Below are 23,597 nucleotides of genomic sequence, written 5' to 3'. Positions count from 1 at the left end.
TCTTCACTCGGCCGCCCGGGCCGCCGGAAAGGTGCCGGTGATCGCCGCGGTGGTTTCCTCGACATGGCGGAGCCGGGGCTCGGGCATGGACTGGATGCGGCCGACCGACTGCCCCCAGCCGGTGGAGTCCTCGACCAACCGGCGGCCGCGCATCACGAAGCGCCCGCGCACCAGGGTGTGCATCGGCGCCCCCACGGTCTCGAACCCCTCGAACGGCGTGATCCTGCCGCGGGAATGCAGCGCCTCGGCCCGGATCGTCTCGCGCCGGGCCATGTCCACCAGCGCCAGGTCGGCGTCGGCGCCGGGGACGATCGCCCCCTTGCGGGGATGCAGGCCGAACGCCTTCGCCGGCGCCGTCGAGGACAGCCGGACATAGTCGCTCAGCGACAGCCGGCCGGCGTTCACCTGGGTCAGCATCAGCGCCATCTGGGTCTCGACCCCGGGGAAGCCGCAATCGGCCGTCCAGATGTCGTCGCGCACCTTCTCCGCGGGGTCGTGCGGCGCGTGGTCGGTCGCGATCATGTCGATCGTGCCGTCACGCACCCCTTCCCACAGCGCACGCTGGTGGTGCTGTTCGCGGACCGGCGGGTTCACCCGGATGATCGAGCCCAGGTCGTCATAGGCCCGCTCGTCGAACAGCAGGTAGTGCGGGCAGGTCTCGCCGGTGACGTCGACGCCGCGCGCCTTCGCCTCCCGCAGCGGCCGCAGCTCGTCGCCGGAGGAGATGTGCAGCACGTGGATGCGGGCGCCGGTCCATTCCGCCAGGATCGCGGCGCGCGACACCGCCTCGGTCGCGACCACGGCGGGGCGCGACGCCAGGTGGGCCAGCGGGTCGCGCCGGCCGGCGGCCATCAGCTTCCGCTGGCGCCACGCCATGATGGAGGCGGTCTCGGCATGGAGCGAGATGCGCAGCCCGTGCCGCGCGATGATCTCGAACCCTTCCAACATGGCGCCGGTGGAGGGGGAGGGCAGGTTGCCGAAGGTATTGCCCATGAAGCACTTGAACGCGGCGACGCCGCCCGCGACCAGGCCGTCCAGCTGGTCCAGGTTGTCCTCGGCTAGCAGTCCGTACAGGCCGTAGTCCACATGAGCCTTCGCCGCCGCCCGCTGCTTGATCCTCAGCGCCTCGACGGTGCCGGTCGGCGGGTCGGTGTTGGGCATCTCGAAGACGGTGGTGACGCCGCCCATGGCCGCCGCCGCCGTTCCGGTCCGCCAATCCTCCTTGTGGGTATAGCCCGGTTCGCGGAAATGGACGTGGGCGTCGATCGCGCCGGGCAGCAGGTGCAGGCCGGCCGCGTCGAAGGTCTCCCGCGCGGCCGGCATGGACTCGTCCGCGCCGACCGTCAGGATGCGGCCGTCCTTGACGGCGACGGCGCCCCTGAAGCTGGTCTGGTCGGTGACGATGGTGCCGCCGGTGATGACGAGGTCGGCGAGGGTCTTTCCGGTTTCCATGATCCTGTCGTCCTGTGTCAGAGGGAGGCCCAGCCGCCGTCGACCGGCAAGTCGACGCCGGTGATCTGGCGGGCCGCGTCGCTGGCGAGGAAGAGGCACGCCTTGGCCACGTCCTCGCCGGTGGAGACTCGGCGCAGCGCGTAGTCTGCAGCGTGCCGCTCGGCCGCCTCCTCCTCGGTGATGCCCAGCCGCCGGGCCATTTCCGGCACGACCTTGCCGCGGAAGCGCGGCCCCTCGACCATGCCCGGCGCCACGCAGTTGACGTTGACGTTGTAGGGGCCGGCCTCCAGGGCGAAGGACTTGGTGATGCCGCGCAGGCCCCACTTGGATGCCGAATAGGCCATCCGGCCGGCCCGGCCGCGCATCCCGAAGGTGCCGCCGACATTGACGATCTTGCCGTAGCGCTGGTCGATGAAGGTCGGCATGACGGCGCTCATGGTGTTGAAGCAGCCCGCCATGTTCAGTTCGACGATCTCGTCGAATTCCTCGCGGGTGGTCTCCCAGCCGGTCTTGCCGACCGGGCCGGAGCCGCCCGCCACGTTGACCAGCACGTCGATCCGCCCGAAGGCCGCGAGCGTCCGCTCGGCCGCCCCGGCGCAGTGCGCCCCGTCGGTGATGTCGCAGGGGATCACGATCGCCTCCGCGCCCAGCGCCCGGACCTTGGCGGCGACCGGCTCGATCACGTCGAGGTCGCGCCCGACCAGCGCCAGCCGGCAGCCCTCGGCCGCGAAGGCCAGGGTGACGGCCTCGCCCATTCCCTTGGCGGGGCCGGTGATCATCACGACCCGCGATTTCAGACCCAGTTCCATGGTTCTTCTTCTGTCTATTGCTTGATGACGGAGGTCGGTCGCTCGGACAGCGGCGGCAGGTAGGCGTCGGTGAAGACCGCGGACGGTTCCGGGGCGTTCTCCAGGCCGTTGGCCTTGGCCACCATGTCGATGGCGCGCTTCAGGCGATCGTCGTCCACGTCGCCCAGGCCGATCGTGGCGATCTCGGGATGGTTCATCTCCATCCGCAGGGTGGCGACGGTGCGCTCGATCTCGACCTTTTCGTTCAGCAGCGGCTCGCGCTTCATCACGGCCGCGACCGAGCCGGCGGGGTCGGCGATCATGTCCTTGGCCGCGCGGTTGATCGCCCGGACCAGGCCCTTCACCGCGTCCCCGTTCCGGTTCAGGAACGGCTTGGACACGACGATCGCGTTGGAATAGAGGTCCATCCCGTAGTCGCCGTAATTGATGAAGCGGAAATCCTTGTCCGGGTCCATGCCGGCGCTCTTGGCGCTGAAGGCGATGGTGTTGACGTAGCCGAAAACCCCGTCCACCTGGCCGCGCTGAAGCATCTGCTCGCGCAGGTTCGCCTGCATGTTGGTGACGGAGACCTTGCCGGCGTCGATGCCGGCGACCTGGGCGAACGCCGGGAACAGCTTCAGCGCGCCGTCGTTGGCGGGGCCGCCGATGGTCTTGCCTTCCAGGTCCCCGGGTGTCCGGATCGGGCCGTCCGCCTTCACCGCGATCGTGAAGGGCGGCGTGTTGTACATCATGAAGACGGCGACCGGCGCCTCCTCGGGCGACTTGGCCGCCAGGGTGATCAGCGCATTCACGTCGCCGAACCCGGCGTCGTAGGCTCCCGTCGCCACCTTGGTGATGGAGGCGGCCGATCCCTCGCCCTGGTCGATGGTGACGTCCAGCCCCTCCGCCTTGAAGTATCCCTTGTCCTCGGCGATGAAGAACAGTGCCTGCGGTCCCTGGTATTTCCAGTTGAGAACCATCTTGACCGGTGTCTGGGCGGATGCCGCGCCGGCCAGGCCGACCGCCCCGACCAGGGCGCCCGCCAGAACCGCGGGCCATTGGCTGATGACGCTGCGCATGTGGCCTGTTCCTCCTATGGGGTGGGGAAGGGGAGAATGCCCGTCGTCCGGACGCAGACGACGCTATGCGCGATCCGATGGCGCCTCAAACGCCGTTTTCCTGTTAGGGTGTAGACGGAAAGTCTACACTGCGGGGTATGCCGGTATGAGGCACATGCGGATCTGGCGCTATGTCGACGAGGCGGCGAAGTTCGGCTCCTTGCGGAAGGCGGCCGAACAGCTGAACGTGACGCCGTCGGCGCTCCAGCGCCGGATCCAGGACGTGGAGGAGGACCTGGGCGCCGCGATCTTCGAGCGCTCCGCCCATGGGATCCGGCTGACCGCGGCGGGGGAGAGCTTCATCCGCTGGGTGCGTACCCAGTCGGCCGACCTGGAGCGGGTACGCTCGCACATCGAGGACCTGTCCGGCATGAGGCGCGGCCATGTCCGGATCGCGTGCAGCCAGGCGCTGGTGAACTACTTCCTGCCCCGTCAGATATCGGAGTTCCGGCAGTCTTTCCCGCTGGTCAGCTTCCAGGTCTCGGTGGTGGACCAGGGATCGGCGATCCGGATGCTGCGCGAGTACGAGACGGACCTCGCGATCATCTTCAGCCCGCGCCGGACGCCCGAGTTCCAGCCGCTGATGACGCTGGGCCAGCGGGTCGTCGCCATCGTCGCCGCCGACCATCCCCTGGCCGGGCACAAGGTCGTGCGCCTGCGCGATTGCGCGCAGTATCCGATCGCCCTGCCGGACGGCAGCTTCGGGACCCGCGCCATCCTGGAGGACCTGCTGTCCGTCAGCTCGGCCAAGCTGTCGGTGGAGCTGGAATCCAACTCCTTCGAGATGCTGCGCAACCTGGCGCGGTCGGGCCGCGTGGTGACTTTCCAGATCGAGATCGGCGCGCCGGTCCCGGAAACCGACCCCGGCCTCGTGGCGCTTCCCCTGAGCGACCTGGACATGGCGCACGGCCCGCTGGTGCTGGGCCAGCAGCGGGGCCGCACCCTGCCGGTCGCGACCGCCAAGTTCGCCGAGCAGCTCGCGCGCCGGCTGGACGACGCCCGGATGAAGCCGCAACCCGAGCAGTGAGCCGCGCGGGGGTTTCCGGATGTCCCGGAACCTGCCGTTTTCCAACCCGTAGTCTCACTATGCCCGGGCCGCCGTTCGCCCTCATAGGGTCTACGGCACACCGCTCCGTCGAAAGTCATCTTCATTTTCTTCGATGCGTTGGGGCGCGCCAGTCATGTTGCCCCCCGAAACTGCGCTCCCGGTAGGGAACGGCGCAGGACCAAACCGCAGATTCTCCTTACGTCGCCCTGCCCGCACAACGATCCGCTCTGCGCGGCACCGCCGTCATGGGTATAGCCCCATCCGCACCCTCTGTTACCAGCTATAGCTTATTCCGATACCGACCTTCGTTAATTGGTATTTCCCACGTATTCCGGGCACGTCTATCCTCAGGACCGTCAAGAATAAAAATGTGACGGGGAGAGATGGAGTTGGATTGATACGTCATCTCCAGCGGTACGTCCGACCATTTGCAGTAAAGCAAACCAAGAACCCCGTCGCATCTCAAATAAAATCTCTGGACCGCGCACCACGAGAGTGAGGGAACATGCCTTTCGACCAGATTCTCATCAATAACAATTGGTCTTCGGGGTCGGGTGGCCAGACAATTCCGATGCTGAGCCCGAGCGACGGAAAAGAGATTTCCCGCATCGCCCGCGGCACCGCCGAGGATATCGACAATGCCGTCCGCGCCGCCCGCCGCGCCTTCGAGGGCGGCTGGGGCCAAACCCCGGCGCTGGAGCGGGGCCGCCTCTTGACCCGTCTCGGCCAGCGGATTCTGGAGAATGCCGAGGAACTGGCCCAGATCGAGGCGAGCGACACCGGCAAGCCGCTCAAGCAGGCCCGCGCCGACATCGTCAACGCCGCCCGGTATTTCGAATTCTACGGCGGCGCCGCCGACAAGATCCACGGCGACACCATCCCGTTCCTCGACGGCTACACCGTCATGATCCTGCGCGAGCCGCGCGGCGTGACCGGCCACATCATCCCGTGGAACTACCCGGCCCAGATGTTCGGCCGCACGCTCGGCCCCAGCCTCGCCGCCGGCAACGCCGCAGTGCTCAAGCCGGCCGAGGAGGCCTGCCTGTCCTGCATCCGGCTGGCAGAGATCGCCATGGAGATCGGGTTCCCGCCCGGCACCATCAACGTCGTTACCGGCTACGGCGAGGAAGCCGGCGCAGCGCTGGCCGCCCATCCCGGCATTGATTTCCTGTCCTTCACCGGCTCGCCCGAGGTCGGCACGCTGGTCCAGAAGGCGGCGGCGGAACACCACGTTCCCTGCGTCCTGGAGCTTGGCGGCAAGTCGCCGCAGATCGTGTTCGAGGACGCCGACCAGCGCCTGGCGATCGAAAGCATCGTCAACGCCATCGTCCAGAACGCCGGGCAGACCTGCTCCGCCGGCAGCCGCGTGCTGGTGCAGCGCTCGATCTTCGACACCTTCATCGCCGATCTCGCCCGTCGGGTCGCGGCGGTCCGCGTCGGCCCCCATGGCGACGACCTGGACTGCGGTCCCGTGATCAGCGCCGGTCAGCTCGACCGCGTCCGGGGCTTCCTGGCCCAGGCCAAGTCCGACGGCGTGCCGGTCCTCGCCGAGGGCGTCATCACCGAGGGCGCTCCCGAAGGCGGCTACTACGTCAAGCCGACGCTGTTCGGCCCCGTGCCGCTCAAGCACCCGCTGGCCTGCGAGGAGGTCTTCGGGCCGGTGCTGTCCGCCATCCCGTTCGACGACGAGGCCGACGCGATCCGGATCGCGAACGGAACCGACTTCGGGCTTGTCGCCGGCATCTGGACCAGGGACGGCGCCCGCCAGTTGCGCCTGGCGCGCGCGGTGCGGGCCGGACAGGTCTTCGTCAACGCCTACGGCGCCGGCGGCGGCATCGAACTGCCGTTCGGCGGCGTCAAGAAGAGCGGCCACGGCCGCGAAAAGGGCTTCGAGGCGTTGCGCGAGTTCACCGTGGCGAAGACCGTCGTCCTCAAGCACGGCTGAGCGCCCGTCGGGCCACCGGTAAAGACCAAGCAACAATAATCAACCGTAAATCCCAAGGGGAGGATCGCCCATGTTGTCCCGTCGCGCCCTGTTCGGTGCCTGCGCCTGCGCGCTTGCCTTCGCAACCTTCAATGCCATGCCGGCGGAGGCCCGCGAGATGCGGGGCCGCCTGGGCCACGTCTTCGCCACCAACAGCCCGGTCGATCAGGCCAGCCAGGAATTCGCCCGCCTGATCAAGGAGCGGTCGAACGGCGAGATCGACATCTCGGTGTTCCCCAACAGCCAGCTCGGCGGCGACGAGACGCTGGGCCGCGAGCTGGCGCGGGGGTCGCTGGAACTGGCGTTCCTCAATCCCGGCTCGCTGACCGGCCTGGACCCCCTGCTCGACATCCACTACCTGCCGTACATCGTCAACGACTTCGCGGAGGCCGACAAGGTCTTCTACAACGAGAACGGCATCCTCCAGAAGACGCTGCGGGAAACGCTGCGCAAGCACAAGATGGAGACGCTGGGCTTCTTCGAGCTGGAGTTCCGCTCGGTCACCAACTCCCGCCGGGCGGTCGAGAAGATCGCCGATCTCCAAGGCCTCAAGCTGCGGGTGCCCGGCTCCGCCGGCATCAAGGGCTTCTTCGCCGCCGCGGGCTCCCAGCCGATCACGATGCCCTTCCCGGAACTGTTCACCGCCCTCCAGCAGGGCACGGTCGACGGCCAGGACAACGGGCCGAGCATCACCTACAACTCGCGCCTGTTCGAAGCCCAGAAGTTCATGACGACGACCAACCACGTCTACGCCATGGGCACCATCGTCGCCGGCGACCGCTTCTGGAGCCGCCTCAGCGACGAGCAGCGCGCCATGGTCCGCGACACGGCGGCGGAGGTCAGCCGCAAGCAGATCGAGAACAACCGGGCGCTCAACAAGGAATTCCTCGCCAGAATCGCGGCCGGCGGAGTCCAGGTCACCGAGCTTTCCCCCGAGACCCTCAAGGAGTTCGCCGAGTTCGGCCGGGCGCAGTGGGACGGCCTGGGCAAGATCTATGGAGAGGAGCGGGTCAAGCTGCTGCGCGCCGAGATCGCGGATCTGGACTGATGTCCATGGCGGAGCGAATCCAAATGGATCGCGGCGTCGCGGTGGCGCCGGGTCCAGGGTCCTCGGCGCTCGACCGGGTCGAACGGGGGATCTACCGGGTGGAGGCGTTCATCGCCGGGGCCTCCATCTTGGTGATGCTCGCCACCATCGTGTTCAGCGTCGTCGCGCGCTATTTCGAACTGCCGGTCCCGAACGTCAGCGAACTGGGCATCGTCGCCATGGCCCCGCTGACCTTCGTCGGCGCAGCGCTCTGCACCTACGCCCGCGCCCATATCAGCGTCGAGATCGCCCAGCAGCTTCCCTCGAAACTGCTGCGCTCGATCGCCCACGCGGGCGCCATGCTGTCGCAACTGCTGTTCGCCGGCATCTTCCTCTACGTCGCGTGGGAGTTCTTCGCCTACGCGTACGAGTCCAACGAGAACCTGATCGACCTGGGCACGCCCGTGGCGGTGCCGGCCGGGTTCATGGTCCTGGGCAGCGCCCTGATGATCCTCCACGCGCTGGCCGACCTCTACCGCCTGGTCACCGGCCAGCCCCATCCAGGACTGCCCAATTCCGGAGGATTGTCATGACGCCGATCATCTTCGGCTTGGCGATGCTGCTGCTGATCGGCACGCCGATCGGCGTCGCCTTCGCGCTGGTCGTGCTGCTGAACGTCGAGACCTTCGACCTGTGGCTGGACAGCCTGGGCTCGGTTCCCTACGACAGCGTCATGAGCTTCCCGCTGCTGGCGATCCCGCTGTTCCTGCTGGTCGGCGAGGTCATGAACCGGGGCGGCCTGGCGGAGAGCCTGACGGCCTTCTGCGACCTGCTGCTTCGGCGCCTGCCGGCCCGGCTGGGCCATATCGCGATCGGCGCCAGCGCGCTGATGGGCGCCATCACCGGATCCTCGGTCGCGACGGTCGCCGCCATCGGCGGCACGGTCGGGCCGGAGATGGAGCGGCGCGGCTACCGGCGCGGCTACATCGCCTCCCTCGTCGCGGCGGCCGGCCTGCTCGGCGTGCTGATTCCGCCGTCGATCCCGCTGATCCTCTACGGCTCGATCGTCGGCGTGTCGATCACGGAGCTGTTCCTGGCGACGCTTCTGCCGGGCCTGGTGATGGCCTGCGTCTTCTTCGCGACCCACGCGATGCTGGCACGCCGCGCTCTGGCCAACGGCAGGGAAAGTGCGGCTCCGGATACCAGCCGCACGCTGTCCCGCGGCCGCCACAACCTGCGTACCGCCTCGGCGCTGTTTCTGCCGGTCCTGGTGCTGGGCGGCATCTACAGCGGGCTGTTCACCCCGACGGAAGCGGCGGCCGTCGCGGCGCTCTACACCCTCGCCGTGACGCTGCTCCAGCGGACGCTGCGGACGGACGAGCTGCCGGGCGTGTTCGGCACCACGGCGCGGACCGCCGCCGCGATCCTGACGATCATCGCCTTCACCGCCATCTTCAACCGGGCGCTGGTCCTCGCCCAGATACCGCAGGATATCGCCAGCTTCGCCGTGAGCGTGACCGACAGCCCGCTGGTCTTCCTGGCGATGGTCAACCTGGTCCTGCTGCTGGTCGGCATGTTCATGGAGACCAACGCCGCCGTGCTCCTGATGGGGCCGCTGCTGGCGCCCGCCGCCGACCGGTTCGGCATCGATCCGGTCCATTTCGGCATCATCCTGGTGACCAACATCGAGATCGGCCTGCTGACGCCGCCGCTCGCCGCCAACCTCTACGTCGCGGCGCGGACGACGGGGGCCAGCCTGCTCGAGATGGCGCCGTATTTCGGCTGGTTCCTGCTGGCGACGCTGCTGACGCTGGCCGCCATCACCTACATTCCCGCGCTGCCGCTCTGGTACCGCGTGTTCTGATCCGGAGACACCCCATGACAGCCCTTCCCACCAGCTCCCGCGCCGCCGTCCTGCGCCGATTCGGCGAGCCGCTCCGGATTGAGGACGTGCCGGTCCCGCGCGAGATCGAGCCCGGCGCGATCCTGGCCCGGATCGAGACCTGCTCCGTCTGCGGCACCGACGTCCACCTGTCGCGCGGCTCGCTGTCGCTCAAGGTCGACCTGCCCATCATCATCGGCCACGAGATGGTCGGCCGGATCGTGGCGCTGGGCTCCGGCTCCGACCGCGACAGCATCGGCAACCCGCTCCGGGTCGGCGACCGCATCGTCTACACCCACACCGCCTGCGGCTCGTGCTTCTACTGCACCGTCGCCCGCCAGCCGACGCTGTGCGACAACCGCAAGGCCTACATGTACGAGTCGATGGAGAAGCCGCCGTTCCTGATGGGCGGCTTCTCGGAATACGGCTACGTCCTGCCGGAATCGGGCCGCATCCGCGTGCCGGACGACGTTCCCAACGACCTCGCCAGCCTGTGCAGCTGCGCCTTCCGCTCCGTCATGAACGCCACCTCGCAGATCGGTCCGATCGCCCCCACCGACACCGTGGCGATCCAGGGCGCCGGCCCGCTGGGCCTGCTGGCGGCGGCGGTCGCCAAGGTCGGCGGCGCCAAGCGCGTCATCGTGATCGGCGGGCCCTCGGCCCGGCTCGACATGGCGCTGGCCTTCGGCGCGGACGAGGTCGTCCCGGTCGAGACGACCTCCCCGGCGGAACGCGCCGACAGGGTGCGCGAGCTGTCCGATGGGCGCGGCGCCGACATCGTCATGGAGTTCACCGGCCACCCCGCTGCCTTCTCCGAAGGACTGGAGATCGCCCGCAAGGGCGGCCGCTACCTGGTCGTCGGCCAGCTTGGCGATGCCGGCACCGAGATCAAGCCGTCGATGATCGTCAAGAAGAACCTCCAGGTCATCGGCTCGTTCTCGGGAGATGCCGCCAGCTATTGGAAGGCGTTGCAGTTCGTCCAGCGCCACCGGAAGACGATCCCGTTCGACCGCATGATCACCGGCCGCTTCCGCCTGGACGAGGTCAACACCGCCTTGGAGCGGATGCGGAAGTTCGAGGAAATCAAGCCCGTCATCGAGATCTGACCACCCATCCGACTGGAACGCGACAGATGCCGCAATACGACGAGAACAGCCGCGGCCCCTTGGATGGGGTGAGGATACTCGACCTGTCCAGGCTGGTCGCCGGCAACATGGTGACCCACGTGCTGGCCGACCAGGGGGCCGACGTGATCAAGGTGGAACACCCGCAGAAGGGCGACGACCTGCGTAACTGGCGGGTCGAGGGCGTCGAGATCTACTGGAAGATCTATTCCCGCAACAAGCGCAGCATGGCGCTCGACATCAAGACGGACGCCGGCAAGGACATCCTGCTGCGCCTGGTCGAGACCGCCGACGTCGTCGTGGAGAACTTCGTTCCCGGCACGCTGGAGCGCTGGGGCCTCGGGCCGGACGCGCTGCATCGGCGCAATCCCGGCCTGGTCATCCTCCGCATCTCCGGCTGGGGCCAGACCGGCCCCTACGCCAAGCGGCCGGGCTTCGGGACGCTGGTCGAGGCGATGTCGGGCTACGCCCACCTCAACGGCTATCCCGACCGTCCGCCGGTCCTGCCGCCGCTGGCGATGGCCGACATGGTCGCCGGGCTCTACGGCTCGTCCGCCGTGCTTGCGGCACTTCGCCACGCGGTCCGGGGCGAGACGGGCGGGCAGGTGATCGACCTGTCCCTGTTCGAGCCGATCTTCTCCATGATCGGGGCGGAGGCCGCGCAGTACCGGCTGACCGGCGTGCCGTCCAACCGGGCCGGCAACCAGTCGACCCACACGGCGCCGCGCAACGTCTATGTCTGCTCCGACGGCAAGTACGTGGCGATGTCCGGCTCCATGCAGTCCATGGCCGAGCGGATCTTCACCACCATCGGCCACCCCGAGCTGATCGCCGATCCCCGGTTCCGGACCAACGACGACCGCGTCCGAAACCGGGACGAGCTGGACCTGATCATCGGCGCCGTCATCGCCACCCGCACCCAGGAACAGAATCTGGACCTGTTCGAGGCGGCGGGCGTGACCGTCGGTCCCGTCTGCTCGATCGCCGACCTGGTCGACCACCCCTTCGTCCGCGGCCGCGGAGTCATCGTCGAGCTGCCGGACGAGGACATGGGAACGCTTCCCATGCACAACGTCATTCCCCGGATGTCCGGCACGCCCGGCGGCATGCGCCGGCCGGCGCCGCGCCTCGGCCAGCACAACGCCGAGATCCTGGCGGAACTCGGGATCGCGACGGCGGCAATCGAACGGGAGATGCCGGCATGACCCGGACCTTGTCCAACAAGACGCTGCCCATCTGGCGTTCGATGCTGTTCGTCCCCGTCAACAACGAACGCTTCCTCGCCGGCGCTCCCAGGCGGGGCGCCGACGTCATCCAGCTCGACCTGGAGGACAGCATCCCGCCCGACCAGAAGGCCGAGGCCCGCGGCATGGTCCGCGCCGCCGCCGCCCGCCTGGCCCGCGAGGGCGTCCAGGTCGTGGTCCGGATCAACCGGCCGTGGCGTCAGGCCGTCGCCGACATCGAGTCCAGCGTCTGCGCCGAGGTCATGGCGCTGACGCTGCCCAAGGTGCCGGACGCCAGCCACATCCGTGCCGTCGGCGAGATCCTGGAGGAGCTGGAGTTCGAGCGCGGACTGCCCCGGGGCCACACCGGCCTCGTCGCGATGATCGAGACCGCCGACGGCCTCGGCGAGATGCGCGCCATCGCAGCATCCCCGCGCGTCCTCGGCATCACGGTCGGCGCCGAGGATCTGGCGGTGTCCATGGGCATGGTGCCCGACGACCGAAGCCTCTACGTCCCCAACGTCATGGCGGTGGCGGCGGCGCGGGCGGCCGGCTGCCTGCCGATCGGCTACGTGGGATCGGTGGCGGACTACACCGACCTGGACCGGTTCCGCCGCGTCATCGAGGAGGCGCGCCGGCTGGGCTTCGAGGGCGGCTTCTGCATCCACCCCGATCAGGTGGCGATCCTCAACGAGGCCTTCGCCCCCTCCGCCAAGGAGGTCCAGGACGCGGAGGAGGTCATCGCGGCCTTCGAGGCCGGCCTGCGCGAGGGCAGGGGAGCCGTCCGCCACAAGGGCCGGATGCTCGACCTTCCCGTGGTCGACCAGGCGCGGGCGGTGCTGATCCGGCACGAAGCGATATCCGCATGCGCCGTGGACAGGGGTTCCGCCCGCCCGCCAGATTAGGCCGGATTCGACCGGCTACCCGAAGGACGCCGCCGCCGCAGATGGATCTACGCCAACTCAGGTACTTTCTCGCGATCGCGGAACATGGCTCCATCCTCAAGGCCTCCCAGGCGCTGCGCGTGGCCCAGCCGTCGATCAGCACCCACCTGCGGAACCTGGAGGAGGAGTTCGGCGTCGTCCTGTTCGAGCGCTCAGCCCGCGGCGTCGTGGCGACCAGCGAGGGGCAGGAGCTGATCCGCCATGCCCGGCTGATCCTCAAGTCCGCCGACGACGCGCGGGAAAGCCTCCGGTCCCGCTCCGACAGCCCGGTCGGCCGCGTGACCTTCGCGATCCCGACCTCGCTGGTGACCATCCTGGCCGTTCCCCTGATCGAACGGACCCAGGCGGCGCTGCCCAACGTGACATTGCGCGTCGTCGAGAGCATGAGCGGCTACATCGCGCACTGGCTGCTGGAGGGGCAGGTCGATGTCGGCCTGCTCTACGGCGCGCAGCCCAATTCCGGCATCGAAAGCACCAAGCTGCTGACCGAGGAGCTCTACCTCGCCGGCCGCGACGAAGCCTCCCTCGCCGGCATCGCGGAGGGAGGCGACGCGCCGTTCCACCGGCTGGAACCGCTCAAGTTCGTCCTGCCGGGGCGGGAGCACGGCCTCCGCTCGCTGGTCGAACAGTCGGCGCGGCGGGCTGGCATCAGCCTGAACGTGACGATCGAGATCGACGCCTTCAGCCAGATCAAGCGCCTCGTCCGCCGCGGCGCCGGCCACACCATCCTGTCGCTCGCGGCGCTCGAAGGCGACGAGTCCGGCGCCGCCCTCTCGGTGGCGCGCATCGTGGAACCCGTCGTCGAACGCTCGGTCCACATCGCTCACGCCAACAGCCGACCCCTGACCCGCGCCGCGCGGGAAGTCGAACGCATCGCGGTCGGCATCCTGCGGGCGGAGGCAAGCTCCGGCTGGTGGCGCGCCAAGCTCTGGTGAGGGTCCGGCGGAACCGCTTCAGCGAAATGATGAGCCGCTCGGCGCGGTCGCGCCGATACCCCGACCCGGGGCGGGTGGACCCACGAACGCAGAGGACCCATAGGGCGGGCCGCGGCTCGCCCCCACCTGTGTCCAGGGGAAGCGGATTCCAGAGGAAGCGGAGAGGCAGCATGCGGTTCTTGTCGTCGGCCCAGTTCATCGAGCGGTCCCGGGTGGCCGACGAGTTCGTCGCGCCCTCGGCGGCGCTGGCCAACCGCTTGCTGGCTGCCAGGGGCCTGGGTCGCCTGCCGCCGTGCACCGTCTCCTACTTCATCGAGGAGCTTCACCGGCCGGGCGCGGCGATCGGCCTGCACACCAAGGGCACGGCCGAGATCCGGCTGAACCTGGCTTGGCTCGCCCAACTGGCGCAGCGCGGCACCGACCCCGAGTGGGAGGTCGCCTTCGTCGTCCTGCACGAATATGCCCACTTCGTCCTTGATCTTCTGGAGGTCCGGGAGACCGGCGCCGGCGCCGTGCGCCAGCGTATCGAGGCCGAGCACACCGGCTTCCTGAACCGCATGCGGCGCCTCGGCTGGCTCGCCGATCCGGTGTCGCGGAAGCTCCTGTCCGACCACAACTCCGTGGCCGAGGAGTGGTATTGCGATGCATTCGCCTACTGGGCGGCGGGTACCCTGCCGGAGCCGCACGCCGCGTTCCTCGACGAACTCCTGGCGGAGGTGCGCGGCTTCCCGGCCGGCTGATGCCGACGAAGCGGCGCCGGACGCCGGTCGTCATGGGCGCATTCCGCGCCTCCGATCCCTCCGAAGCCTTTGCCGGGCTCCTTCGGGCTGGCTGGTGTTCGTCCCCCAGGACAGACAGGGAAGGACGGGACATGCAGGCTTCCGCTCAAGACAAGGCGATCGACGCCGTGATGAAGTGGGCGCAGCGCGAGGAATGGCGCGACCGGCTCGGTACCGTCATCGCCGACCACCCCGGGCCGCCACTTCATGGCCCGGGACCTGATCCGGGGCTGCGATCCCGTCCAGGTCCGGGACAAGCTGGCATCCCAAAGCCTCGCCCGGTGGGACCGCCTCGCCGCGCGGATGCTGCCGATCGGCACCGAGGTGCACATGGCCGGCGGTGTCCTGCCGCTGTCGTTCGAGTCCAGCGGCGCCCTGCTCGACGAGTTCGCCGAGGCCCGGAAGAGCTTCACCCGCAGCATGAAGCGACAGGCAAAAAGGGCGGGTGTACCGGTCGGGGACATCGACCAGCATCCGGTGGAGGACGCTGTCCTGGGCGAGATGGCGCCGATGTTCACATATGCCTGGCTGATCACGACCCTGCGCGGCGCCCTGATGGGATCGCTGCCCGACTTGGTCAACTTCGACGGCGACGCGCTGATCTTCTCCGAGACGCGGTTCCCGATCCCGGACCCCGCCCGGTTTGGGGAGATCGAGCGCCGCCTCGACGGCCTGCCGGACCTTGTCCGGGACGAGGCCGGGCAGCCGACCTGGACGTGGCTGGCCGACGCGGCCGCGACCGGTCCCGCGCCGGCCATGTCGTCCGGTGCGATGATGATCAAGAGCTATGACGAGAGCGGCGGCCGGATTCTCGGCCCGGTCCAAGGCCTGGCGACGCAAGGTGGCGGAGTGGCTGAAGCTCCTGGAGAACGGTGTCGCGCGCCGCAGCCGGGCCCAGGGTCATCCGGCCTACGACTTCGGCTGGATGTGGGAAGCGCTCAAGGTCACCGACCTGCGCCAATGAAGGTCGTACCTCGGGCGCAAAGGGTGCGGGGCCCCGGATCGCGGGCGATCGAGCCGGTCGATGGCCCGGCACCTCGTCACCAGCCGACGCCGCGACCGGATCGGGCACAGTCCAAGGGGCCTGCGGTGCGCGCCGCCGCTTGAGCATCTTCAGTTGCTCAGCCCCCGTCGAGCGCGTTCCTGTGCCGTGCCACCAGCCCGAGCGAAATCGTCAGCCGGTAGAGAGCGATGACCTCGGCGTCACTCAGCGCACCCGGTTCGCGCTGCGCCCACAGACTGTCACGCAGCCCCGCCAGCACCGTGTCAGTCAGCGGAGCCGCGGCACCGGTCGAGAGAACGGCCGCAGAACTCAAACAGCCGGATGGCCAGGGTTACGGCAGCCAAGGCTACCGCTTGACAAGCGGAAGCGGATTGCGGTTTAGTGGTCTGACCAGTGTAAGGCCAGTTCGGGGAGGGCGGCCGGTGTCGACCATTTTTGCCAGAGGCGACGACCTTTCGGGCGCGGAGCAGGTGTTCGCCTTCTTCCGCGACGCGCTGCTCGACGGTTCGCTGAGGCCCGGCGAACGCCTGCTGGGCGAGCGCGAGCTTGCGCTCAAGCTGGGCGTCTCCCGGCCGCTGCTGCGCGAGGCGCTGCGCTCGCTGGCCATGCTCGGCTTCCTCGATATCCGCCACGGCAAGGGCGCCTATGTCCGGCAGGCCGACATCAACGTGCTGTCCGACTTCTTCACCTTCAGCCTCGCCCAGCAGCCCGACATCCTCGACGACGTCATGCAGGCGCGCATAGCCATCGAGTGCCAGGCGATCCGGCTCGCCTGCGAGCGCGCGACGGAAACCGACCTGAAGCGCATCGGGTCCAGCCTGACCCGCCTGATGGACACGCTGCACGATCCCGTCGAGGGGGGAGCTGCGGACTTCGCTTTCCATCGGGCCATCGTCGAGGCCGGGCATAGCGACGCGCTTGCCACGCTCTACGGCGCGATCGGCGAACTGCTGCGCCGAAGCCACGTCCAGCGGCGCGCGGTGACGGTTTCGGAGCCCGGGATCGTCGAGTACCTCGTCGAGGCACACCGCGAGGTGTTCCTGTCGATCATGGACCGCGACGCGGATGCTGCCGATCGTAAGCTGCGCGACCATTTCGCGATCGGCGACGAGTTCCGCCGGCGCAGCCTGATCTCGGTCTTCGCGCGGAGGCCGCAGAGCTGACCACCTGGCCTGACCAACGAACATAAACGATCGGGGAGGATCTTTACGTGCTGCACAGAACGATCATCGGTGCCATGACCGGCGCAGTCGTCGCGCTCGCCATGACCGGAGCGGCAGTCTCGGCCGAGCTGCGCTACGCGCATGTCGGCGCCGAGGGCGACATCCAGACGATCTACGCGGCCGAAGCCGCGAAGGGCATCGCCGCGGCCACCGGAGACGATGTCACGGTTACCGTCTATCCGGCGAGCCAGCTCGGCGGCGTCGCCGAGATGGTCGACGGGGTCAGGATGGGGTCCATCCAGATGGGCCATCACGACTTCGCCTCGCTCGCGCGCCTCGTGCCGGAAGTGGCGGTGTTCAACGCCCCCTTCATCTACCGGGACGGCGAACACGCGCTGAGGGCGACCGACCCGGCAACCTCGCCGGCGCTCCAGGCGATCAACGAGAAGCTGGTCGCCCAGGGCGTGCGCATCATCGGCCGCATCTACCGGGGCGACCGCCAGATCTCGTCCAACTTCCCGGTCAAGAGCCCGGCCGACCTTGCCGGCAAGCCGTTCCGCGCCGTTCCGCTCGAACTCTGGGTCTCGATGGTGAAGGGCTTCGGCGCGATCCCCACGCCGGTCGAGGTGGCCGAGCTGCCGACCGCCCTGATGACAGGAGTGGTCGTCGGCCAGGAGAACCCGCTGACGATGATCGCGTCGAACAACCTCAACGAGGTTCAGTCGCACATCGCGATGACCGGCCACATGCGCGCCGTCCTCGCCGTCTTCGTCAACGAGGAGGTCTGGCAGGACCTGACCGAGGAGCAGCGCACGGCGATCACCAAGGTGCTCGACGACGAGGCGAAGAAATCGCTCCAGATGGCCCAGGAGGGCGAAACCAAGCTCGTCAAGGAACTGGAGGGCCGCGGCATGACCGTCATCACCGAGGCGGACGGGCTGGACATCGCCGCCTTCCGCGAGAAGGTCGGCGCCCAGATCGCGCGGGACTTCCCGAACTTCACGCCCCTGATCGAGCAGATCCAGGCCGTCAAGTAGCCGTCACGGCCGGGGACCCCTTCCCCCGGCCATCCCGCGCGGCCTCGTCTCCCTCACCGGGAGACGAGGCTCCAGCTGACAGGAGACAGACATGCGCATTGCCGAACGCGTTCTCACGGCGCTCGTCGTCGTGGTGATGGCCGGGCTCGTGCTGGTCCCCACGGCGCAGGTGATCATGCGCGGCGTCTTCGTGCTGCCGTTCATCGGGGCCGAGGAGTTCACGCGCTTTCTTTTGATCTGCCTGATCTTCGGCGCGTACCCGCTGGTGGTCGAGAACGGCGAGAACATCGTCATGGGCGAGTTCAAGGCGATGATGCCCGCGCTTCCCCGCCGTATCGTGAACCTCGCCATCTCGATCCTGGCGATCGCCGCCACCGGTTTCATCGCCTACGTCACCGCCACGAACATCTCGCGAAACCTCAGCAACGCGACGCCGACGCTCGGCATTCCGTTCTGGATCTTCCTCGGGGCGACGCTGTTCGGCTTTGCCGGCGCGGCGCTCGTCCATCTCCTCCACCTGCGCAAGCCGCCGCAGGCCGACACCACCGTCGCGGTCTGAAAAACCATGGGTTTCGCCGTCGTCATCGCCTTCCTGGCGCTCTTCATGCTGGGCTTCCCGGTCGTCTACGCCATCCTGCTGCCCTCGATCGCCTATGTGCTGATCGAGGGCCTGCCGCTCGGCCTGCTGGCCCAGCGCATCACCTACGCGCTCGACTCCTTCCCGCTGGTCGCGGTGCCGCTGTTCATCTTCGTCGGCAACCTGATGAACCTGTCGGGAATCACAGACCGCATCTTCCGCTTCGCCTATACCCTGGTCGGCCGAATCCCCGGCGGGCTGGCGCAGGTCAACGTCTTCGGCAGCCTGATCTTCTCCGGCATGTCGGGCGCCGCGCTCGCCGACATCGGCGGACTCGGACGCATCGAGATCGACGCCATGAAGAAGCGCGGCTTCGATGCTTCCTTCGCCGGCGCGGTCACCGCGGCGTCGGCGACGCTCGGGCCGATCTTTCCGCCATCGATTCCCCTGATCGTGTACGGGTCGGTCACGAGCGTCTCGATCGTGCAGCTGCTGGTGGCCGGCATCATGCCGGCGCTGGTTTGCACCGTCATGCTGATGCTGACCGTGCTCATCGTCGCGGTCCGCCACAAGCACCCGCGTGCCGACCGCTGGCCGACGCCGAGGGAGGTGGTGCGCGACTTCCTGCCCGCGCTGCCGGCTATCGTCGCTCCTGCGCTCATGATCGCCGGCATGACCTTCGGCGCCTTCACGCCGACGGAAGCCGCGGCGATGACGGCGGTCTATGTCATCGTCATCAGCGCCGTCTTCTATCGCGAACTCAGCATTGAACACCTGTGGAACTCGGCCGTGCTGACGGCCCGCAGCTCGTCGGCGATCCTGATCATCGTCGCCGCCGCGGCGCTGTTCGGCTGGATCCTGGCGGTGGAGCAGGTACCCCAGACCTTTGCCGCGGCGTTGTTGACGCTCTCCAAGGACCCGCTGGCCCTTCTCATCATCGCCAACTTCATCTTCTTCATCGCCGGCATGTTCCTCGACTCGACGACGGCAACCCTGCTGCTGGTTCCGATCATCGCGCCGCCGCTCGTGCTCGCCGGGGTCGACCCGGTGCAGCTCGGCATCGTCACCATCTTCAACCTGATGATCGGCCTGGTGACACCGCCGATGGGGCTGTCGCTGTTCCTCGTGTCCGACATCGCCAAGGTTTCGATACGACAGCTCCTCAGGGCGTTGCTGCCTTTCTACATCCCGCTCTGGTCCACACTTGCGATCCTCACCTTCGCGAAGGATTTCACGCTGTGGCTGCCCCGCCTGATCGCCCAATAGACCCCGGAGAATTTCCAGCATGCGCATCGTCATCGGTTCCGACCACGCCGGCTTTCCCCTGAAGGCGACCATCGTCGAGCACATCCGGTCGCTCGGCCACGACGTCCATGACGCCGGTTCCTACGATCCCGACCCGGTCGACTTCCCCGACATCGCCAGGACGGTGACCTCGTCCATCATCGAAGGCAAGGCGGATCGGGGGCTGATGGTGTGCGGCACGGGCGTGGGCGCGTCGATCGCCGCCAACAAGGTGAAAGGGATCCGTGCCGCGGTCTGCCACGACGTTCACTCGGCGCACCAATCGGTCGAGCACGACGACGTCAACGTGATGTGCATCGGGGCGCAGATCGTCGGTGCGTGGCTCGCCAAGGATCTGGTCACTTCCTTTCTCCAGGCCGAGTTCTCGACCGACGAGGATTTCCGCCGCCGCGTGCGCAAGCTGGCCGAGATGGACGGCGAGCGGTAACGCGGCCGAGCTGCCGGCACGGCTGGTTCGCCGCTGTCCGTGCCGCGTTCCTCGGGGCCGCTTGCCAGGCAAGCTGACGGATGGGTCCTGGCAAGGCAGGATGACGGACCTTGCCAGGTCCCGTCCATCCAGTGTCCTCGATTTGGGCATGGTAGCGTGCTTCGGCCCCGACCTGCCGGTGCCGAACTTCTCCACCGAATGAGCCTTACTTGCCTCTTCCTCCTCCGTGCAACGCGCTGAGTCAGATCATGAGCCATGGGCTTTCGCCGGGTTGTACATGCCTGGGAGGGGGAAATAAGAATGTATCAACTCAAAGTCACCCTGATTGAAGCTGACGATCGTTGCATGATGGGTTATCGCCGTGGCCGCAATGATGAGGTCTGCTCCACTTTTGGGCCTTTTGCTGTTCGGGTCCGGATATAGGAAATTTTTGAGGCCCGGGGTCGTGAACATGTCTGCGTAAAGCCGGGCCACTTGGGTGTCCATCGGCAGGATGGACATGCCGCCTGCCAGCATGAAGCCGCGGCGCGGCCGTCCAGGAGGCCGGTGGCAGCGAGGAGGATGGCGCCTGAGCAGGCGGAGTAGATAGCGCATCCCGCTGCCTGCGTCACCACCACGTTCGTGCTGCACGCGATGGCACGCGGGATCGAGATCCGCAGCCTCTCGACGAAGCTCGAGGGCGAGATCGATCTTCACGGCCTGCTCGGCCTCGATGACTGGGTTTCGCCGGGCTACGAGCAGATCCGCATCCTGATGGACGTGGACGCGGCCTGCTCCGAGGAGGAGCTGGGCGATCTGATGGCCTATGCCCAGCGACATTCGCCGGTCTGCAGCACGGTCTGCCGGCCTGTCCCGGTGATCGTCGAACGGCATGAGCCGTATAGAGGGCGACCCCGCGACTTGGCAGGCGCGGGGTCGTGACCCCCGACGGGCCGCAGCGAATCGGTCGCCCGGGTGCGCGAAACGACGGTTGCCAAGCTGCTCAAGCGGCACCGCATCCGCCGGATCGACGCCGCGCCCGGCACGGTCGAGGCGGCGTGCGCCCACATCGGCGTCCTGCGTTAGCGGCTGCGCCTGGTCGACCGCCAGATCGGCGCGGCCGAGAAACGGATCGACGCCATCCTGGCCCGCGACCCGCTGAAGATTGTCCGAGACCGCCTCCAGCCGCGCCTTCAGCTTCAGTCCGGCAGCTTCCAGCGGCGCCGGGCCGTCATCGCCCAGGGCGCTGCGCACCGCGGCGCAGCAGCCGCGGCCCCGCATCACATCAGGAGCTTCTGCAGCACAGCATCCAGCTTTTGCGGCGTGACGGGCTTGTGAATGATCTCGAGACCGTGGCCGACCGCATCGCGTACCTGGTCCGGCCGTGTCTCCCCGGTCAGAATGGCGCCCCGGACGTCTGCATCGAACATCTCGCGGACCGCCAACACGACGTCGGTACCGAATTGTCCCCCACCCAGTTGGTAGTCGGTCAGCACGACATCCGGACGACGCCGTGTGACACGCAAGCGCTCCATTACGCTGTCCATCGAATTCGCGGCCAGCACCGCGAACCCCCAACTCGTGAGGGTTTCCTCGAGCGCCTCGAGCACCAGTTCGTCGTCGTCCACCAGCACGACCAGCCGGCCCCGATCGTTTCCGGCAGGCGAGGGCACAGGCTGGGGAACCGGCGCCCCGGCGGGGCCAAGCGGGACGTCGATGCTGAAAACCGATCCCGCACCGGGGTCCGAGCGGACGCCGACGGGGTGGCCGAGCAGCTGCGACAGGCGCTGCACGATGGCGAGTCCCATCCCGAGCCCCTGCGTCCGGTTGCGCTCCAGGTTGCCGACCTGCTGGAATTCCTCCCAGATCCGGTCCAGATCGCCCGGCGGGATGCCGATACCCGTGTCCTCGATCGCGATCCTCAGCCGACCGTCGCCCTGGCGGCATGCAACGGAGATGTGACCGGACCCTGTGTAGCGCACCGCGTTCTCGACGAGGTTGCGCACCATCCGGCCCAGCAGCGTGCGGTCGCTCCGCACGACGGCTCCGCAGGCCGCCACCTTCAGCTCCACGCCCTTGGCCGCGGCGATCGGGGTGAAGGCGGCGCCGATCTCGTCAAGCAACGGCTGGACGGGGAAATCCTCGACATGCGCCTCGATGATCCCGGCATCGAGCCGGGAAATGTCCATCAGGCTGTCGAGCAGGTCCCTCATGGCGTCGAGCCCGCGCTGCAGGTGAGCCAGCGTGGCGGCGCCCCGATCACCGGAGACGTGGTTTCGCAGGACGCTCACGAAGAGCAGAAGCGATTGCAGCGGCTGGCGCAGGTCATGGCTGGCCGCGGCCAGGAAGCGGGACTTCGCCTGGTTGGCCCGGTCGGCCTGCTCCTTGGCGGACCGCAGGGCCTCCTCCAGGGCCTTGCGCTCCGCAATGTCGTGGAAAGTCGTGATGCCGAGGGTGATGCGGCCGTCCGGTCCGCGCACGGGCGCCGTGCTGACCGACAAGGTGGTGACGCGGCCATCGGCTCGACGGTAGATCATCTCCTCCTGGTCGACCACCTCGCCCCGGATCAGGGTGCGGACCAGCGGGTACTCCTCGGCCCGGTAGGGCGTTCCATCGGGGTGCAGGGCGCCGTACTGCGCATATTCGGGATAGTCGCCGATGTCCGCCAACTCATGGCCGAGCAGACGGGCCGCCTGGTCGTTATAGATCAGGTGGCGACCGGACGGAGCCTCGGAGACGACCAGACCGGATGGTAACCGTTCCACCACCGCCTTGAAGATCGCCTGCTCGGCCTCAAGCCTCAGGCGCAAACTCTCCCGTTCGTCTCCGGCCCGGCGCTCCTCGGTGCGGTCCCTCAGGATCTTCAGGAAACCCTCGACACCGCCGTTGCGCAACGGCATCAAGGTGCCGGTCGCCCAGAACCGGCTGCCGTCCCGGCGCACATGCCAGCGTTCGTCGCTGGCCCGTCCTTGGTTGAGAGCCTGCACCCTTTCGCTCTCCGGGACATCATCCGCGCGGTCCTCGGGGGTGAAGATCACGCCGGCGTCACGGCCGAGGATCTCCTGCTTCTCCCAGCCCAGGATGTTGCGCGCGCCGGTGTTCCAGCTGGTGATCCGGCCCTTCAGGTCGAGCGTGAAGATGGCGTACTCGGTGGCGCTCTCGAGCATCAGGTCGAGCCGCTGCTCACTCCGGCGCAGCGCGTTCGCTTCCTCTTCCGCCACGCGCAGGGCGGCGGTCGCCTGATCCCGTTCATGCCGGAGTGAGGCCATGCTCTCCTCCAGGGCAGTGATCCGCTTCAGGAGCGCGGCACGCCCAGCTTTCCCACCATCTGCCCTGGATGAACGGTCATCGGCCATGGCATGCGGTTTCTTCGGGCTGTGAACGTCGCCGCCTCAGGGAGTCAACCCGGTAAACTCTCGCGGCGTTCCGGAGTAGTGGCGGCGGCACTGCCATCTTGCAGTGGATCACGGTCTGGATGCCCTCTCTGGCCTCCCTGCGGTTCAAGTCTTCCACGCAATGAAAATAAAATACACTACATGCCGAATCGAGGCAACAGAATGTAGCTGTCGGGGGCAGTCGCATCTTTATTGCGAATGTGGGCCTATCAAAATGCACGCAATACAGTCAGCCCGAAAAGTCTGCACCAAAGGCACGAAAGCTTCGGGAATCCAGGGAGGTGCGCTATGAACGCCGTCTTGGCAGCAGCAAGCGTTTTCATACTGATCATGACGGCTTATGCCGCAGCCGATCAGACAGAGAGGCATCCCGAAGTTCAAACGGTTTCGGGCTGAGTGGTCTGAAA

The 23,597-nt window shown here is 67.9% G+C and carries 20 protein-coding genes and 1 pseudogene; 17 read left to right on the top strand and 4 right to left on the bottom strand.

From position 1 onward, the window contains the following. Positions 1–3 precede the first annotated feature (3 nt). The 3 genes from allB to JL101_RS31570 are packed head-to-tail and all read right to left on the bottom strand — an operon-like array spanning position 4 to position 3,319. Positions 4–1,452 (bottom strand): allantoinase AllB, encoded by a 1,449-nt coding sequence (gene allB, locus JL101_RS31580; RefSeq protein ID WP_203099388.1) that lies wholly within the window; start codon positions 1,450–1,452, stop codon positions 4–6. Between the two features lie 17 nt (positions 1,453–1,469). After that, positions 1,470–2,261, bottom strand: coding sequence for an SDR family NAD(P)-dependent oxidoreductase (locus JL101_RS31575; RefSeq protein WP_203099387.1), 792 nt, complete (start codon positions 2,259–2,261; stop codon positions 1,470–1,472). A 14-nt stretch (positions 2,262–2,275) separates the two neighbouring features. Then, the gene (locus JL101_RS31570) at positions 2,276–3,319 is read right to left on the bottom strand and encodes an ABC transporter substrate-binding protein (protein ID WP_203099386.1); all 1,044 of its coding nucleotides are present in this window, start codon (positions 3,317–3,319) and stop codon (positions 2,276–2,278) included. 154 nt (positions 3,320–3,473) lie between these two features. Here JL101_RS31570 and JL101_RS31565 point away from each other — a divergent pair, with 154 nt between their 5' ends. From JL101_RS31565 to JL101_RS31485, 17 genes and pseudogenes are all read left to right on the top strand, one after another. After that, a complete protein-coding gene (locus JL101_RS31565) occupies positions 3,474–4,385 on the top strand; it encodes a LysR family transcriptional regulator (RefSeq protein WP_203099385.1) in 912 nt (303 codons plus the stop codon). Positions 4,386–4,911: 526 nt separating this feature from the next. Then, entirely contained in the window at positions 4,912–6,351 is a 1,440-nt protein-coding gene (locus tag JL101_RS31560) for an aldehyde dehydrogenase family protein (RefSeq protein WP_203099384.1), read from the top strand. Positions 6,352–6,421: 70 nt separating this feature from the next. After that, positions 6,422–7,438, top strand: coding sequence for a TRAP transporter substrate-binding protein (locus JL101_RS31555; RefSeq protein WP_203099383.1), 1,017 nt, complete (start codon positions 6,422–6,424; stop codon positions 7,436–7,438). A 23-nt stretch (positions 7,439–7,461) separates the two neighbouring features. After that, positions 7,462–8,010: a TRAP transporter small permease gene (locus JL101_RS31550; RefSeq protein WP_203099382.1), complete on the top strand. Its 549-nt coding sequence runs from the start codon at positions 7,462–7,464 to the stop codon at positions 8,008–8,010. Then, positions 8,007–9,281, top strand: coding sequence for a TRAP transporter large permease (locus JL101_RS31545; RefSeq protein WP_203099381.1), 1,275 nt, complete (start codon positions 8,007–8,009; stop codon positions 9,279–9,281). Before JL101_RS31550 ends, JL101_RS31545 begins: the two co-directional genes overlap by 4 nt. A 14-nt stretch (positions 9,282–9,295) precedes the next feature. Next, positions 9,296–10,405, top strand: coding sequence for a zinc-binding dehydrogenase (locus tag JL101_RS31540; protein ID WP_203099380.1), 1,110 nt, complete (start codon positions 9,296–9,298; stop codon positions 10,403–10,405). A gap of 26 nt (positions 10,406–10,431) precedes the next feature. Next, on the top strand, positions 10,432–11,628 hold the full coding sequence (locus JL101_RS31535) for a CaiB/BaiF CoA transferase family protein (protein WP_203099379.1): 1,197 nt from the start codon (positions 10,432–10,434) through the stop codon (positions 11,626–11,628). Further along, entirely contained in the window at positions 11,625–12,551 is a 927-nt protein-coding gene (locus tag JL101_RS31530) for an HpcH/HpaI aldolase/citrate lyase family protein (RefSeq protein ID WP_203099378.1), read from the top strand. The genes JL101_RS31535 and JL101_RS31530 overlap by 4 nt, the downstream gene beginning before the upstream one ends. Before the next feature lie 41 nt (positions 12,552–12,592). After that, a complete protein-coding gene (locus tag JL101_RS31525; RefSeq protein WP_203099377.1) occupies positions 12,593–13,525 on the top strand; it encodes a LysR substrate-binding domain-containing protein in 933 nt (310 codons plus the stop codon). Between the two features lie 170 nt (positions 13,526–13,695). Next, positions 13,696–14,265, top strand: a complete 570-nt coding sequence (locus JL101_RS31520) for a hypothetical protein (RefSeq protein WP_203099376.1) — start codon at positions 13,696–13,698, stop codon at positions 14,263–14,265. 246 nt (positions 14,266–14,511) lie between these two features. Then, positions 14,512–15,411 (top strand): hypothetical protein, encoded by a 900-nt coding sequence (locus tag JL101_RS31515; protein WP_203099375.1) that lies wholly within the window; start codon positions 14,512–14,514, stop codon positions 15,409–15,411. 318 nt (positions 15,412–15,729) lie between these two features. Continuing rightward, positions 15,730–16,470, top strand: a complete 741-nt coding sequence (locus tag JL101_RS31510; protein ID WP_203099374.1) for a FadR/GntR family transcriptional regulator — start codon at positions 15,730–15,732, stop codon at positions 16,468–16,470. 74 nt (positions 16,471–16,544) lie between these two features. Further along, a complete protein-coding gene (locus tag JL101_RS31505; RefSeq protein WP_203099445.1) occupies positions 16,545–17,507 on the top strand; it encodes a TRAP transporter substrate-binding protein in 963 nt (320 codons plus the stop codon). Positions 17,508–17,598: 91 nt separating this feature from the next. Further along, on the top strand, positions 17,599–18,066 hold the full coding sequence (locus tag JL101_RS31500; protein WP_203099373.1) for a TRAP transporter small permease: 468 nt from the start codon (positions 17,599–17,601) through the stop codon (positions 18,064–18,066). A gap of 6 nt (positions 18,067–18,072) precedes the next feature. Further along, positions 18,073–19,350: a TRAP transporter large permease gene (locus JL101_RS31495; protein WP_203099372.1), complete on the top strand. Its 1,278-nt coding sequence runs from the start codon at positions 18,073–18,075 to the stop codon at positions 19,348–19,350. Between the two features lie 19 nt (positions 19,351–19,369). Beyond that, on the top strand, positions 19,370–19,816 hold the full coding sequence (gene rpiB, locus JL101_RS31490; RefSeq protein ID WP_203099371.1) for a ribose 5-phosphate isomerase B: 447 nt from the start codon (positions 19,370–19,372) through the stop codon (positions 19,814–19,816). 597 nt (positions 19,817–20,413) lie between these two features. Next, positions 20,414–20,737 (top strand): annotated as a pseudogene (locus JL101_RS31485) (OsmC family protein); the annotation flags it as partial. 338 nt (positions 20,738–21,075) lie between these two features. Here JL101_RS31485 and JL101_RS31480 read toward each other — a convergent pair. Continuing rightward, positions 21,076–23,064, bottom strand: a complete 1,989-nt coding sequence (locus JL101_RS31480) for a PAS domain-containing hybrid sensor histidine kinase/response regulator (protein WP_203099368.1) — start codon at positions 23,062–23,064, stop codon at positions 21,076–21,078. Between the last annotated feature and the right edge of the window lie 533 nt (positions 23,065–23,597).

This window comes from Skermanella rosea, assembly GCF_016806835.2.
Taxonomy (GTDB): Bacteria; Pseudomonadota; Alphaproteobacteria; order Azospirillales; family Azospirillaceae; genus Skermanella; species Skermanella rosea.
This window is presented reverse-complemented; position numbering and strand designations above follow the sequence as displayed.

What these genes read in the sequence shown, in the direction of transcription:
- JL101_RS31530 (WP_203099378.1), top strand. Translation starts at nt 11,625, where the DNA reads ATGACCCGGACCTTGTCCAACAAGACGCTGCCCATCTGGCGTTCGATG.
- JL101_RS31545 (WP_203099381.1), top strand. Translation starts at nt 8,007, where the DNA reads ATGACGCCGATCATCTTCGGCTTGGCGATGCTGCTGCTGATCGGCACG.
- JL101_RS31550 (WP_203099382.1), top strand. Translation starts at nt 7,462, where the DNA reads ATGGATCGCGGCGTCGCGGTGGCGCCGGGTCCAGGGTCCTCGGCGCTC.
- JL101_RS31520 (WP_203099376.1), top strand. Translation starts at nt 13,696, where the DNA reads ATGCGGTTCTTGTCGTCGGCCCAGTTCATCGAGCGGTCCCGGGTGGCC.
- JL101_RS31500 (WP_203099373.1), top strand. Translation starts at nt 17,599, where the DNA reads ATGCGCATTGCCGAACGCGTTCTCACGGCGCTCGTCGTCGTGGTGATG.
- JL101_RS31570 (WP_203099386.1), bottom strand. Translation starts at nt 3,319, where the DNA reads ATGCGCAGCGTCATCAGCCAATGGCCCGCGGTTCTGGCGGGCGCCCTG.
- JL101_RS31555 (WP_203099383.1), top strand. Translation starts at nt 6,422, where the DNA reads ATGTTGTCCCGTCGCGCCCTGTTCGGTGCCTGCGCCTGCGCGCTTGCC.
- JL101_RS31540 (WP_203099380.1), top strand. Translation starts at nt 9,296, where the DNA reads ATGACAGCCCTTCCCACCAGCTCCCGCGCCGCCGTCCTGCGCCGATTC.
- JL101_RS31515 (WP_203099375.1), top strand. Translation starts at nt 14,512, where the DNA reads ATGGCCCGGGACCTGATCCGGGGCTGCGATCCCGTCCAGGTCCGGGAC.
- rpiB (WP_203099371.1), top strand. Translation starts at nt 19,370, where the DNA reads ATGCGCATCGTCATCGGTTCCGACCACGCCGGCTTTCCCCTGAAGGCG.
- JL101_RS31575 (WP_203099387.1), bottom strand. Translation starts at nt 2,261, where the DNA reads ATGGAACTGGGTCTGAAATCGCGGGTCGTGATGATCACCGGCCCCGCC.
- JL101_RS31560 (WP_203099384.1), top strand. Translation starts at nt 4,912, where the DNA reads ATGCCTTTCGACCAGATTCTCATCAATAACAATTGGTCTTCGGGGTCG.
- JL101_RS31565 (WP_203099385.1), top strand. Translation starts at nt 3,474, where the DNA reads ATGCGGATCTGGCGCTATGTCGACGAGGCGGCGAAGTTCGGCTCCTTG.
- JL101_RS31505 (WP_203099445.1), top strand. Translation starts at nt 16,545, where the DNA reads ATGACCGGCGCAGTCGTCGCGCTCGCCATGACCGGAGCGGCAGTCTCG.
- JL101_RS31480 (WP_203099368.1), bottom strand. Translation starts at nt 23,064, where the DNA reads ATGGCCTCACTCCGGCATGAACGGGATCAGGCGACCGCCGCCCTGCGC.
- allB (WP_203099388.1), bottom strand. Translation starts at nt 1,452, where the DNA reads ATGGAAACCGGAAAGACCCTCGCCGACCTCGTCATCACCGGCGGCACC.
- JL101_RS31495 (WP_203099372.1), top strand. Translation starts at nt 18,073, where the DNA reads ATGGGTTTCGCCGTCGTCATCGCCTTCCTGGCGCTCTTCATGCTGGGC.
- JL101_RS31525 (WP_203099377.1), top strand. Translation starts at nt 12,593, where the DNA reads ATGGATCTACGCCAACTCAGGTACTTTCTCGCGATCGCGGAACATGGC.
- JL101_RS31535 (WP_203099379.1), top strand. Translation starts at nt 10,432, where the DNA reads ATGCCGCAATACGACGAGAACAGCCGCGGCCCCTTGGATGGGGTGAGG.